This window comes from Clostridium sp. ZBS15, assembly GCF_023845705.1.
GTDB classification, from domain to species: Bacteria; Bacillota; Clostridia; order Clostridiales; family Clostridiaceae; genus Clostridium; species Clostridium aquiflavi.
In genome coordinates this window covers 33,833-47,334 of record NZ_JAMQHY010000017.1, presented here as the reverse complement: position 1 = coordinate 47,334, position 13,502 = coordinate 33,833, and the positions used below count along the sequence as shown (strand labels likewise).

Annotated in this window: 13 protein-coding genes; 2 read left to right on the top strand and 11 right to left on the bottom strand. The window is 26.8% G+C overall.

Going from position 1 to position 13,502, the window contains the following annotated elements; all coding sequences use genetic code 11:
* Positions 1–131 precede the first annotated feature (131 nt).
* Positions 132–611, bottom strand: coding sequence for a Cys-tRNA(Pro) deacylase (ybaK, locus tag NG904_RS07825; protein WP_252230909.1), 480 nt, complete (start codon positions 609–611; stop codon positions 132–134).
* A gap of 708 nt (positions 612–1,319) precedes the next feature.
* Here ybaK and NG904_RS07820 point away from each other — a divergent pair.
* Positions 1,320–2,309 (top strand): tyrosine recombinase XerC, encoded by a 990-nt coding sequence (locus NG904_RS07820; RefSeq protein WP_252230907.1) that lies wholly within the window; start codon positions 1,320–1,322, stop codon positions 2,307–2,309.
* A 119-nt stretch (positions 2,310–2,428) separates the two neighbouring features.
* On the opposite strand, the gene NG904_RS07815 is transcribed toward NG904_RS07820, so the two are convergent.
* The 3 genes from NG904_RS07815 to NG904_RS07810 all read right to left on the bottom strand — a co-directional run bounded on the left by NG904_RS07815 (position 2,429) and on the right by NG904_RS07810 (position 3,819).
* A complete protein-coding gene (locus tag NG904_RS07815; protein WP_252224362.1) occupies positions 2,429–2,959 on the bottom strand; it encodes a YtxH domain-containing protein in 531 nt (176 codons plus the stop codon).
* Between the two features lie 194 nt (positions 2,960–3,153).
* Positions 3,154–3,288, bottom strand: a complete 135-nt coding sequence (locus tag NG904_RS17280; protein ID WP_286674321.1) for a hypothetical protein — start codon at positions 3,286–3,288, stop codon at positions 3,154–3,156.
* 99 nt (positions 3,289–3,387) lie between these two features.
* The gene (locus NG904_RS07810) at positions 3,388–3,819 is read right to left on the bottom strand and encodes a hypothetical protein (RefSeq protein ID WP_252230905.1); all 432 of its coding nucleotides are present in this window, start codon (positions 3,817–3,819) and stop codon (positions 3,388–3,390) included.
* A gap of 168 nt (positions 3,820–3,987) precedes the next feature.
* Between NG904_RS07810 and lexA the strand changes: the two genes are divergently transcribed.
* Positions 3,988–4,593 (top strand): transcriptional repressor LexA, encoded by a 606-nt coding sequence (gene lexA, locus NG904_RS07805; protein ID WP_252230903.1) that lies wholly within the window; start codon positions 3,988–3,990, stop codon positions 4,591–4,593.
* A 134-nt stretch (positions 4,594–4,727) separates the two neighbouring features.
* Here the strand turns inward: lexA and NG904_RS07800 are convergent, their stop codons facing one another.
* The 7 genes from NG904_RS07800 to treP all read right to left on the bottom strand — a co-directional run bounded on the left by NG904_RS07800 (position 4,728) and on the right by treP (position 13,417).
* Positions 4,728–6,017 (bottom strand): methionine gamma-lyase family protein, encoded by a 1,290-nt coding sequence (locus NG904_RS07800; protein WP_252230901.1) that lies wholly within the window; start codon positions 6,015–6,017, stop codon positions 4,728–4,730.
* A gap of 75 nt (positions 6,018–6,092) precedes the next feature.
* Positions 6,093–6,326, bottom strand: coding sequence for an RNA chaperone Hfq (gene hfq, locus NG904_RS07795; RefSeq protein ID WP_252212260.1), 234 nt, complete (start codon positions 6,324–6,326; stop codon positions 6,093–6,095).
* A gap of 50 nt (positions 6,327–6,376) precedes the next feature.
* On the bottom strand, positions 6,377–7,306 hold the full coding sequence (gene miaA, locus NG904_RS07790; RefSeq protein ID WP_252230900.1) for a tRNA (adenosine(37)-N6)-dimethylallyltransferase MiaA: 930 nt from the start codon (positions 7,304–7,306) through the stop codon (positions 6,377–6,379).
* Between the two features lie 3 nt (positions 7,307–7,309).
* Complete coding sequence (gene mutL / locus NG904_RS07785; RefSeq protein ID WP_252230898.1) at positions 7,310–9,340, bottom strand: DNA mismatch repair endonuclease MutL; 2,031 nt, start codon at positions 9,338–9,340, stop codon at positions 7,310–7,312.
* A 227-nt stretch (positions 9,341–9,567) separates the two neighbouring features.
* Complete coding sequence (gene treR, locus NG904_RS07780; protein WP_252230896.1) at positions 9,568–10,281, bottom strand: trehalose operon repressor; 714 nt, start codon at positions 10,279–10,281, stop codon at positions 9,568–9,570.
* Positions 10,282–10,317: 36 nt separating this feature from the next.
* Complete coding sequence (gene treC, locus NG904_RS07775; RefSeq protein WP_252230894.1) at positions 10,318–11,976, bottom strand: alpha,alpha-phosphotrehalase; 1,659 nt, start codon at positions 11,974–11,976, stop codon at positions 10,318–10,320.
* 34 nt (positions 11,977–12,010) lie between these two features.
* Positions 12,011–13,417, bottom strand: coding sequence for a PTS system trehalose-specific EIIBC component (treP, locus tag NG904_RS07770; RefSeq protein WP_252230892.1), 1,407 nt, complete (start codon positions 13,415–13,417; stop codon positions 12,011–12,013).
* Between the last annotated feature and the right edge of the window lie 85 nt (positions 13,418–13,502).

The window sequence follows — 13,502 nt, the reverse complement described above, 5'->3', positions numbered from 1 at the left end:
CATAGAACATATGTTCTATGTACGCAAAAATGGCACTTTCTAAGTTTGTTTACACCAAATAAATATAAATAGCATTAAATACAGATAATTATCAAAATATAATTGAATTATTTATCATCTACTAATATAATCTATTTGATTATATCTACAAAAGTACAATCTAGTATATTGTCTAATTGCCTTGGATTCATTTCAATTTGAGATCCAATTTTACCACCACTAAATACTATTGTTTCACAATTTAAAGCGGTATTATGAATAAAAGTTTTAAATGCTTTCTTCATTCCAATAGGAGAGCATCCACCCCTTATATATCCTGTTATTTTATTAATATCTTTAACATGAATCATTTCAATACTTTTTTCAGATGCGGCTTTTGCAGCTTTTTTCATATCCAGTTCTTTTGCAACTGGAACAACATATACATAAAATTCTTTAGAATGTCCCTGAGTGACCAAGGTTTTAAAAACTTCATTTTCATCCTTATTTATTTTATGCGCAACAGCTACACCATCTATTTTTCCATCTTTATTTTGATAGTTATAAGTGGTATATTCTATTTTACTGCTGTCTAAAATTCTCATAGCATTAGTTTTACTTTCTTTTGCCATAATTTTTTCCTCCTGTTATATAAATAAAATATTACTGAATAAAAATCATTAGACCATATCTATCGATTTTTATTTAATTCATCTACCTATTAATTTTATATAAAAAATTCTAAGTAAATACATATATATTATATATTATATTGTATTTTTGTCCAATTTTTCATTCTACTTCTATTTTAAAAATAGAATTTGAAAAACAACAAAAAGTGTAATTCCTAGAATAAAGGAAAATTCAAATTCAATTTTTGATACAAATTCAATATTATAATATGTGTAAAACTTTATATTTTAAGGAAAATCAAAGAGAATTCTAGTGATTAGTTTACTAAATAACAATCATTAAAAATTTAATTATTTTTACAATTTAAGGAATAAAATTATTCATGGATAATAATTCTTATCTAAATGAAAATACAAGACTGATAAATGTCCATAAAATTAAAAGTATATAATTTAGCTTATTGGTTAATAATTTAAGTTAGATGGATAATTAAATCGCAAAATTAAATTTATATTTTAATAAGCATTAAATCTAAAACCAAGGTTAAAATTTCAAATAAATCAATTTTAATGCTAAAAATCGCTTAATTTTATTTCGGGAAATATACATTTCCCGAAATAATTGATTAAAAATTCATTTATTGGTATAATATATTTAAATCTTATGAAAATAGATTTAAATTATAATAAATGATGGTGATAAAATATATGAATTATGATATTGATTTTTTTCAAAACAACGACTTACCTAATTCAGTAATAGATTTTTTAAATTACTTAGAAACCATAAAAAATAAATCTACAAATACAATTGCTGCATACAAAAAAGATTTAACTATCTTTTTTAAATTCATGAAATTATATCGAGGACTTATTAAAGATAAAAATATAGAATTCGAAGAAATAGATATTAGAGATATTGATGATGATTTTTTAAAAGGTATAAAGCTTAGAGATCTATATGCCTTTATGTCTTTCATTGAAAAATATAGAAATAACAGCGCTTATGCAAGAGCTAGAAAAGTTGCTACTTTAAAATCTTTTTTTAAGTTTTTACAAGGAAAAGCTAAAATAATTGTGGACAACCCTACAACAGAGCTAGAATCCCCTAAGATAAATAAACGACACCCTGTATATCTTACATTAGATCAAAGCATACATTTACTTGGATCTTTGGATAAAAATAATAAAAATTACGCTCGAGATTATTGTATATTAACTCTATTTTTAAATTGTGGAATGCGTCTTTCAGAATTGTGTGGAATATTAATTGAAAAAATCAGAAATGATATTTTAACTATCATAGGTAAAGGTAATAAAGAACGTACAGTTTATTTGAATGATGCTTGCTTAAAAGCAATTGAAAATTATATGTTAGTTAGGGATGATTCTAAAACCTTGCCGGAATACAAAAAATTTTTATTCTTATCTTCTCATAATAAACCAATAAATCAAAGAACAGTTGAGATAATGATTAAAAAACATGCAAAAAATGCAGGGTTAACAGATGAAAAATATACTCCTCATAAATTAAGACATACTGCTGCTACACTTATGTATAAGTATGGAGATGTGGATATAAGAAGTCTTCAAAATATATTAGGCCATGAAAATATTTCCACTACTCAAATTTATACTCATGTTGATGATGATACATTAAGAGATGCAGTAAAATCAAATCCACTATCAAAATTATAAAGAATTCTCTCCTACTTTATGAAAAATCTCTATTATTATATTTTTAGACTATAATAATAGAGATTTTAAAATTATAAGTAAATTACTTTACATAATATTTATACTGTAATTTATATTTATTATCTTATAGGATTTCCTAAGGTTTCTTTAAATTGAGCAACATAGGTTGGATCATTACCTTCATATACAACCAAAGTATTCCCCTTTTTATAATAATTAGGTTTAGTTTTGTAATCTACAGTGGCTCCTTCTATTTTCATTCCATCATCAGATATTCTTTTTATATCTTCATCAATTTTATTAGAATCATCATATTCATAAACTCTAACATAATCATTTCCGACCATGTAGTCAGTTTCTGTTCCACTAAAATAATCTTTTTTACTTCCATTTACTGCATCTTTAAGTTCATTACCAGCATTTACTACATCATCTTTAAAGTTTATTGCTGTATATTTTATGGTTTCCCCAGCATCTTTTGTTGCATCTTTAACGTTATTACCTAAATCCTTAACATCTTCTTTAACATTTTCTCCTGCTTCTTTCATGTTTGTTTTAGAATCATCAGAATTATTAGATCCACATCCTATAAACATTGAACATGATAGCAATGTAGCCAATAGTAAGGCTAAAATTGATTTTCTTTTCATAAATCTTACACCTCATTTCTAATTAATCTTCTAATTTAGTTTACCAAAAAAAACTTAATATATTCACATTCGTTAAAACTGCTATTTTTTTAACATAACAAACATTATGTAAACTAATATAAATAAAAAGATGAAATAACTCATAACACAAAGCTATTTCATCCGGTACGATTTTAAATGAATAAATTTCCAAATTATTTATCAAAGTGAAACTCTTGCCCAACTTCATTAATTCCTTGGTTTATTTTGCTCGCAGCACTTTTAATGCTATTGCCTGTTGCTTTATTGTTCATATTACTACATCCAACCATAAAGACTGATATAAACAATACTGCTAATGATAAAATTGATTTTTTTCATAAAAGTTACACCTCTTTTTCACAACTATTTCAACAATAGTTTGTGTTAAAAAGGATATATATACATTTTTATGCTTTATTTTTGAATTTTCTTACGCCAGGATATACTTCTTCTGTAAGTTCTTCTATATTATCATCATTAAATAATTCATTATCATCTAAATATTCAATATGATCGAATGCATCTTCATATTCTGTTTCTTCAGTAAGCTTAAATTCATCACAATTTAACCCTTTAGATTCAATGAATTTAGAATAAATATCCTTTAAGTTTAAATTATTTTGTTCTAATTCTTCCATTTGATCTTCATCAAGAGATGATTTTAAGTTATTAAAAAATTCTTCTTCTAAAATCTTATTTTCATCTTTAGTTTTTGAAATTTCTTCTATTTTTATAGCTTTAATATCAACACCATCTATTTCTAAGCATTTACCACAATTATCACATATTTTATTTTCATATATATCGCAATAATCATCATCATTATATTTATTTGTCATTATTAAGTACCCTCATTTCTATAATGAAATTGTCATTCCATTATATCAAAACCATAAATTTAAATCAAATAAAATATTAACTTTAATCTTCAAAACATACAGAACATAAGTTTGTTATATTATAAAACCTATGTTATAATAACAATAAGATAGAGAGGTGTAATATTAATGATAGAGAGTAAGGACAGACAAACGGAAATTTATGAATTTTTAAAATTATATATAGAAAATAAGGGATATCCACCTTCAGTAAGAGAAATATGCGAAGCTGTTTCATTAAGATCTACATCTACTGTACATGGTCATTTAAAAAGATTAGAAAAAAAAGGATTAATTAGAAGAGATCCAACGAAACCAAGAGCATTAGAAATAGTTAAAAATAATAGAGATAAAAAAGAAATGATAAACATACCTATAGTTGGTAAAATTACTGCAGGTATTCCGATACTTGCAACTGAAAATATAGAAGACTCGTTTCCGATACCGCTTGATTATATAAAACATGATAATGAATTATTTATGTTAAGAGTATCTGGTGAAAGTATGGTTAATGCTGGCATAAGAGATAATGATTTAGCAATTATTGAAAGCTGTAAGACTGCATTAAATGGAGATATTGTTGTTGCTTTAATAGATGAAGAAGCAACAATTAAACGATTTTTTAAAGAAGAAGATCATATAAGACTACAACCAGAAAATGATTCTATGGACCCGATAATGGTTGATAATTGTTCTGTTTTGGGTAAATTAGTTGGTATATTTAGATCATATTAATTTAGTTACTTCAATTTTAAATATTACTAAATTAATAGATTTAATTAAATTATTTTTGAAAATTTATAAGCTGAAATACTAAACATTATATCTTAGTATTTCAGCTTTTTTGCATGAAATATTTATTATATAAATTATTTTACTTCAAGTACTTTACTTAATCCTATTAAAATTCCTATTTTACCATGATCAAAGTTTAATCCACCTTGCATATAAGCTATATAAGGTTCTCTTATTGGACCATCTGCAGACAATTCAATTGTTGATCCAGATATAAATGCGCCAGCTGCCATTATTATTTCACTATCATATCCTGGCATTGCCCATGGTTCACACACAGCAAATGCATCAATTGGTGAAGCTGCTTGAATTCCGTTACAAAATTGAATTAATTTTTTAGGATCACCAAATTCTATAGCTTGTATTATGTCAGTTCTCTTATCAGTAGATGCAGGGAATCCCTTAAAGCCAGCAAGCTCCATTGTTTTAGCACAAAATATTGCTGTTTTTACAGCTTCCATAGAAACGTGTGGTGCTGAAAATAATCCTTGATATAAACTTCTCATAAGTCCATAAGTTGGGCCATACTCGCCTCCTATTCCTGGAACAGTGAATCTATAAGAGGCTTGTTCAACATATTCTTTTTTACCAACTATATATCCACCACCTGGAGCAATACCGCCACCTATGTTTTTCATAAGAGATCCTGCCATAAGATCTGCTCCAACTTCTGTTGGTTCAATAGCTTCAATAAATTCTCCGTAGCAATTATCTACAAAAATCACAACATCTTCTCTTACTTCTTTTATGCATTTTATTACTTCTTCAATTTCTGAAACTAAGAAAGATTTTCTAGAAGCATATCCTGTACTTCTTTGTATATGTATTAGTTTTATAGCTTTATCATTTTTTAATGTCTCTTTAATTTTGTCGAATTTAAATTTTCCATTCTCATCTAATTCAATAACATCTGTTTTTATATTGTATTCATCTAATGAACCTTTAGTTTTTTTGTCAGCAAGTCCTAATACTCCTAAAAGAGTATCATAAGGCATTCCAGAAACACAAAGTATTTTATCACCAGGTCTTACATTTCCCATCATAGCAGCACCAATAGCATGAGTTCCGCTTACGAAATTAGGTCTAACTAAACCTGCTTCAGCTTTAAATATTCTAGCATAAACTCTATCTAAAGTATCTCTTCCAAAATCATCAAGACCATATCCTGTTGTATTAGTAAAATGTGATTCACTTATTCTTTCTTCTTGAAAGGCTTTTAATACTTTAAGTTGATTAAATTCTCTTATTTCATCGTACTGTACAAATATATCTTCAGTCTCTTTTAAAGCTTTTTTATATAATTTAAATGCTTCTTCACTAATATTGTAATTATTAATTAAAAATTCTTCTGTTTTCTTTAACATTTTTTTATATTCTCCTCCTAGGTATTACAAGTATATTTCCTCAAAAATAAATAGGCAAATAATTGCCTATTTATTTTAGTTTTCATTATCTACAAATAAAATTGGTTTTTCTGGAGTTACAGTGGTTATTGCATGTTTATATATAAGCATTTGTTTACCCTCACTATCTAAAATAACAGTAAAACTGTCAAACCCTTTTACAGTTCCATTTAGTTTAAAACCAGTTGAAAGATATATTGTTACAGGTATTTTGTTTTTTCTTGCACTGTTTAAAAATATGTCTTGCAGATTATTCTGTTGCTTATTCATAAAACCATATTTACCTCCATTTTATTAATTCTCTTTATACCATTATAAACCTAGTTATTTGTTATGTCATCAACAATTTTGCTTAATATTTCCTCATCAGACAATACATCTTTATCTAAAAAAGTACATCTAGGATCTCTTCTAAACCAAGTTAATTGTCTCTTAGCATAATTTCTTGAACCCTGCTTTATCAAATTAATAGCTTCATCTAATGAGATTTTTTTATCTAAGTAATAAAATATTTCTTTATATCCTATTCCTTGCATAGATTGCATATCAGAAGTATATCCAAGTTTTTTTAATTCTATGCATTCATCAATAAGTCCATTTTCAATCATGATTTCTACTCGCTTATTAATCCTATTATATAACTTTTCTCTATCCATAGTTAATACATAATAAAATACATCATAATCTGTTTTATAAAAATCATCACCTACATTATATGAACTAAATGGCTTTCCAGTAATTTTATAAACTTCAAGAGCTCTTATTACTCTTTTTCTATTGTTAGGATGTATCTCTCTATAACTTATTTCATCTATTTCTTTAAGCATTTCATGAACATAGGTATTACCATTAGCTTCTGCAAGTGATTCTAGATAAGTTCTATACTCATCATCTTTTTCAGATTCTGTAAAAGTAACATTACAAGTTAAAGAATTTATATAAAGTCCTGTTCCTCCAACTATCATAGGAAGCTTTTCCTTAGCTATAATTTCTTTTATTGCTTTTTCACCTATATTTTTAAAATCTGCAACTGAAAATTCCTCTTCTGGAGAAACAATGTCTATCATATGATGATTTATATCTTTCATCTCTTCTTTTGTAACTTTAGCTGAACCTATATCCATTTTCTTATATATTTGCATTGAATCTGCTGATAGTATCTCTCCATTTAATTTTTCTGCAAGTTTTATTGAAAGTTCTGTTTTCCCAACAGCTGTAGGACCTCCAAGAACTAAAATCTTTTGTTTCATTATTTAAACAATCCTCCTAAATTTTTTATCTATATCTGTACTAGTAAATTGAATAATAGTTGGTCTTCCGTGAGGACAATGGAAAGGATCATCTATATACCGTAACTCTTCTATTAATTTAACCATCTCTAACTCATCTAAAGAATCATTTCCTTTTACTGCTGATTTGCATGCTTTAGTTGCTATAGCATTATATTTAACTTCAGTAGTTTTACCTGATCCTAAATTTTTAAGATTATCTAATATTTCTAAAAATAAATTCTTAGGTTTTAGTTTACCTAGAAAATAAGGTACTTCTTTTAATGCTATAGATGTGCCACCGAATTCTTCAATAGTAAAACCAGCTTCTTTAAATACATCTTTGTTTTCTTCAAAATACGAGTAGTCATCCATGCTTAAATCAATTACTGTTGGTATCATAAGTGGCTGTATTATTATATCTCCACAATTTATATCATTTAAATACTTTTCAAACATTATTTTTTCATGAGCTGCGTGTTGATCTATCATATAAAGAGTTCCTGCATATTCCCCTAATATATACGTTTTATTATATTGACCAATAATTTTTATAGCAGGAAACTTTGGAATTTTTTCTTTTAATAATTCTGATGTTCCTATTGTTTTTGATTTACTTTCCTTATATTTCTCACCTTTACAGCTATCTTCATACTTATTAGAGTTAGATGTATAAGAGGTTTCATAATTTACTTCATTATTGTCACAAATAACTTCTTTATTAGAACAACTATTAGCATCATCTTCTAATTTAATGTGATCACTTTTTAAATCAACTGGAATATTAACATTTAAAGGAATCTTATTATGAATATCAGTGTCTTTTTTGTATTTTTCATCATAAATATGATTATTTATGCTATTATCCTCGTGTGTAGAACATATGTTCTTTTGTGACAAATGATTAGTATTAAGTTTAACTTTTTCTTGTTCTTCTTCAATTTTAAAGGTTATTTCTTCAATATTTAAGTTAGCATTCTTACGAGTAGCTTCATTTTCTTCTTCAGGTATTGAAAATGTACTAAAAACTTCTTCCTTTAAAGATGTATGAACAGCACCAAATATCTTTTTAAAAATAAAACGTTCATCATTAAACTTTACTTCTGATTTAGTTGGATGAATATTCACATCTATATATTCAGGGTATATTTCTATAAATAATATAAAGAAAGGAAACTTACTTACAGTAGAAAATGATTTAAATGCTTGCTCTACTGCAATTCCTAAACTTCTATTCTTTATATATCTGCTATTTACAAAAATACTTTGATTATTCCTAGAACCTCTAGCAATATCCTCTTTTCCTACGTAACCATAAATAGTAGCAATATCGGATGTATCTTCAAAATATAATACATTTTCAACTATACTTTTACCATATATAGTTCTTATAACATCTTTCATGTTGCCATTACCATATGTATGAACAATCTTTTTCCCATTATTAAATAGTTTAAAACTAATGTTAGGGTTAGATAAAGCTATTCTAGTTATAATATCATTAATTAAAGATGATTCTTTAGATGTTGTTTTAAGAAACTTTTTTCTTGCTGGAACATTGAAAAATAAATCCCTTACTTCCATTATAGTTCCTTTATTAACTCCACATTCTGTAACTTCTGAAAATTTTCCACCTTCTATTGTAATTTCATATCCACATTCTTCAGTTTCTTGTTTTGTTTTTAAATTAACTCTAGCTACTGATGCAATAGATGGAAGAGCTTCCCCCCTAAAACCTAATGTGTTAATACTATATATATCTTCAGACTCTTTTATCTTACTTGTGGCATGAGGCAAAAAAGCTTTCTCTATATCCTCTTTATAAATGCCATCTCCATCATCAATAATTCTTATTAAAGAACTTCCACCCTCTTCTATTTCTATTAATATATTTTTAGAATTTGCATCTATAGCATTTTCCACTAATTCCTTTACTACTGATGCAGGTCTTTCTACTACTTCACCTGCTGCAATTTTATTAGCTGTATCTTCATTTAATATATTAATTCTTTTCACATTTTGCACCCCCTTGTAAGTCTCTACTTTATAAGTAAATCTAATATAACATATTGCATGTATATTTAGATATTTAATTTGTATTTATAAGTTTCTTCAAATGTATTATATCCAATTTAATTCCTAATAACAAATCTAAATTACAAATACAAATTAAAAACTCTTAGGTTATATTTCTGAAAATAACACCTAAGAGTTTTTAATTATTTAATAAATCATTCTAATTTTTATTTACGTCTTCTTGCAAAATCTACAAATTTAAACTTATCTGGTCTATGTCTAGACTCAGTATATTGAAACAGACTTGTATCATCTAAGTAAGTATAACTTTTAACAACAACAATCATATTAAAGTTTTTCATATTTAAATACTTTTTGTCTTCTTCTGTTGCAAATTGAACAGTTATTTCTTTTTTTGCATAAGCTATTTTTAATCCAAGTTCATCTTCAATATACTTATAAATAGATTCTTCACATATTTCTTCAGTGATATTTTCAACATATTTTTTTACTAAATAATCTTTATCTAAGATTATTCTTTCATCTGCGATGCTTCTAGATCTTATTATTTTCCAAACCTTATCCTTAGAGCTTAATTCTAGTTTTCTACTCATACTTTCATTTGGATGAACACATTTTAAAACTTCAACTTTAGTTTTAGAATTTGGTCCTAGTTTATCTGCAATTTCTTTAAAACTAACTACACCTGATACAGGAAAATCAAATTTATTTATATCTAACACAAAAGACCGTCTACCTTTTATCTTTTGTATATATCCATTTTCCTCAAGCAAAGTTAATGCTTTTCTTGCAGTATCTCTAGAAACTTTATATTCTTTCATAAGATCACTTTCTGAAGAAATTTCATCATTTGCTTTAAATATCCCATTTTCTATTTTATTTGCAATTTCACTATATATATTAAAATATTTACTCGCCATAATTTATCACCATAAACATTTTAACATAATATATACTTAATTCTCAACAATATAAACAACAGATTCATATGGTCTAAGTAAAATTTTATCATTTAAATCCATACTATCTTTATAATTTGAAATTAATATTCTACAATTTTTAAATAAAAGATTATGTGGTAATAATACCTCAGTCTTTTCAGCATAAAAGTTATTTAAAACTATTAATTTCTCGTTGTTATATTCTCTAGTATATGCTAAAACTTTTTCATGTTCTTCAAGTATCATATTAAATGATCCATTTGAAACAACATCATGTTCCTTTCTAATCTTTATAAGATTTTTATAATGATAGAATATAGAATCACTATCTTTTAATGCATTTTCTGCATTTATTTCTTTATAAGATTTACCTACTGGTATCCAAGGTACGCTAGTTGAAAATCCACTATTATTTTTATCATTCCATTGCATAGGGGTTCTTGAATTGTCTCTTGATTTTGATGCTAATATCTTATATATTTCTTCTTCATTAACACCATTTGCTTTTAAAATATCATAATAATTCTTAGATTCAATATCTCTATATTCATCTATTGAATTAAAATTAGGATTTGTCATTCCAAATTCTTCACCTTGATAAATATATGGTGTTCCTCTCATCATATGAATACAAGTTCCAAGCATTTTTCCACTTTCTTTATGATATTTATCAGTATTTCCAAATCTAGAAATTATTCTTGGCTGATCATGGTTACACCAAAATACTGCATTCCAACCATTCCATTGTTCCATACCTTCTTGCCATTCTTTGAAGATAGATTTTAATAATTTAAAATCAAAGTTCATAAGTGTCCATTTATCACCATTATCATAATCGACTTTTAAATGATGAAAGTTAAATACCATAGATAACTCTTTTTCATCCGGATTTGAATATTTAATACAATTATCTATAGTTGTAGAGGACATTTCTCCAACTGTTATTATATCGTTATATTTACCGAAAGTATTTTTATTTAATTCCTTTAAATATTTATGTATATTAGGACCATCTGTATAAAATCTTCTTCCATCGCCCATAGTATCATCTTCAAATTTTTCTGGTTTTGAAATTAAATTTATAACATCAAATCTAAATCCTTTAACACCTTTGTTTATCCAATGGTTTACTATTTTGTATATTTCGTTTTTAACTTCTGAATTGGTCCAATCTAAGTCTCCTTGTGTCTTATCAAATAAATGCAAATAGTATTCATCAAATTTATCTATATATTCCCAAGCACTCCCTCCAAATTTTGATTGCCAATTAGTTGGTGGTTTATCTTCTTTACCTTCTTTAAATATATAGAAGTCTTTAAACTTTTCCTCTCCATTTAGAGCACTCTTAAACCACTTATGCTCTGTTGAAGTATGGTTAAATACCATATCAAGCATTATATTAATATTTCTTTTTTTAGCTTCTTTAACAAGTTTATCAAAATCTTCATTAGTCCCAAACAAAGGGTCTATATTATAATAATCAGCTACGTCATAACCATTATCCTTTTGTGGTGATACATAAAAAGGAGTAAGCCAAATATAATCAATCCCTAATTCCTTTAAATAATCTAGTTTGTTTATTACTCCATTTAAATCGCCTATTCCATCCCCATTTGAATCATTAAATGATTTAGGATATATTTGATAAACAGTACTTTTTTTAAAGTCTTTCATACTGCTAATTCCTCCAATTTAAAATTATTATTTATTAGCTTAGTTTTTTCTTTCCAATTATTAAAGTTAACACAAATGGTACTACTATAGCTATTACCATTGCTACTGCAAACATAAGCATATGTTGTGGTTTAATTGATAGAATACCAGGTAATCCACCAATTCCTACAGAGTTTGCCATTACTCCAGTTGATACAGATATTACAGCGGCTATAGCTGATCCTATCATTCCACATACAAATGGGAATCTATATTTTATATTTATACCAAATAATGCAGGTTCAGTTACACCTAAGTAAGCTGATATACATGCTGGAATGGCTATTTGTTTTTCTTCTTCATTTTTTCTTTGAAGATAAATCATGGCTAAAACTGCTGATCCTTGAGCTATATTTGATAAAGCTATCATTGGCCATAAAGATGTTCCTTTGAATTGAGCCATTAATTGTAAGTCTATTGCATTAGTCATGTGATGTAATCCAGTTATAACAAGCGGTGCATAAAGGAATCCAAAGATTGCAGCAAATATACTACCAAATGCTGATGTTAATCCACCATAAACTACTGCTGAAACCCAAGATCCAATTGTCCAACCTATAGGTCCAAGAACAGTATGTGCTATTAATACCGTTGGTACTAAAGCAAAGAATGGTACAAATATCATTGAAATTGAAGAAGGAACTATTTTTCTAACTCCTTTTTCAAGATATGCTAGTACAAATCCAGCTAAAATAGCAGGTATAACTTGTGCTTGATAACCAATCATATCTATTTTTGCAAAACCAAAATCCCAAAATGGAATTATGTCAGCTTCTGCAACAGCATAAGCATTTAAAAGTTGAGGTGATACTAATGTAATACCTAGTACTATACCAAGTATTTGAGTTGTTCCCATTTTCTTGGTTACGGCCCATGTAATTCCAACAGGTAAGAAGTGGAATATTGCTTCACCTATTAACCATAGAAAGCTATGCGTTCCTGCCCAAAACTGTGATATTTCAATAAGAGTTTTAGTACTGTTTTCAAACATCTTAATATCACCTATGATATTTCTAAAACCTAATATAAGTCCTCCTACTATAATTGCAGGTATTAAGGGTGAAAATATTTCTGCTATATTAGCCATCATTCTTTGAACAATATTCATATTTGATTTAGCCGAACTTTTTAAGTTGTCCTTGCTTACTCCATCAATTCCAGCTAATGCAGTAAACTCATTATAAAATTCCGCTACATCGTTTCCAATAATAACTTGAAACTGCCCTGCTTGAGTAAATGTACCCTTAACAGATTTTAATTTTTTAATTTTTTCTTCATCTGCAATAGATGTATCATTTAAAACAAATCTCATTCTTGTTGCACAATGTGATACAGCACTTATATTTTCTTTTCCACCAATGAATTCTAATAACTCTTTAACTTCCTTATTATACTTAGACATTATTTTTCCCTCCTTCTCAATACATATACGTATATGTTGTGATTAAATAATAACCTATACGTATATGTATTGTCAATGTTTACAT

What these genes read in the sequence shown, in the direction of transcription:
- ybaK (WP_252230909.1), bottom strand. Translation starts at nt 611, where the DNA reads ATGGCAAAAGAAAGTAAAACTAATGCTATGAGAATTTTAGACAGCAGT.
- NG904_RS07820 (WP_252230907.1), top strand. Translation starts at nt 1,320, where the DNA reads ATGAATTATGATATTGATTTTTTTCAAAACAACGACTTACCTAATTCA.
- NG904_RS07815 (WP_252224362.1), bottom strand. Translation starts at nt 2,959, where the DNA reads ATGAAAAGAAAATCAATTTTAGCCTTACTATTGGCTACATTGCTATCA.
- NG904_RS07810 (WP_252230905.1), bottom strand. Translation starts at nt 3,819, where the DNA reads ATGACAAATAAATATAATGATGATGATTATTGCGATATATATGAAAAT.
- lexA (WP_252230903.1), top strand. Translation starts at nt 3,988, where the DNA reads ATGATAGAGAGTAAGGACAGACAAACGGAAATTTATGAATTTTTAAAA.
- NG904_RS07800 (WP_252230901.1), bottom strand. Translation starts at nt 6,017, where the DNA reads ATGTTAAAGAAAACAGAAGAATTTTTAATTAATAATTACAATATTAGT.
- hfq (WP_252212260.1), bottom strand. Translation starts at nt 6,326, where the DNA reads ATGAATAAGCAACAGAATAATCTGCAAGACATATTTTTAAACAGTGCA.
- miaA (WP_252230900.1), bottom strand. Translation starts at nt 7,306, where the DNA reads ATGAAACAAAAGATTTTAGTTCTTGGAGGTCCTACAGCTGTTGGGAAA.
- treR (WP_252230896.1), bottom strand. Translation starts at nt 10,281, where the DNA reads ATGGCGAGTAAATATTTTAATATATATAGTGAAATTGCAAATAAAATA.
- treC (WP_252230894.1), bottom strand. Translation starts at nt 11,976, where the DNA reads ATGAAAGACTTTAAAAAAAGTACTGTTTATCAAATATATCCTAAATCA.
- treP (WP_252230892.1), bottom strand. Translation starts at nt 13,417, where the DNA reads ATGTCTAAGTATAATAAGGAAGTTAAAGAGTTATTAGAATTCATTGGT.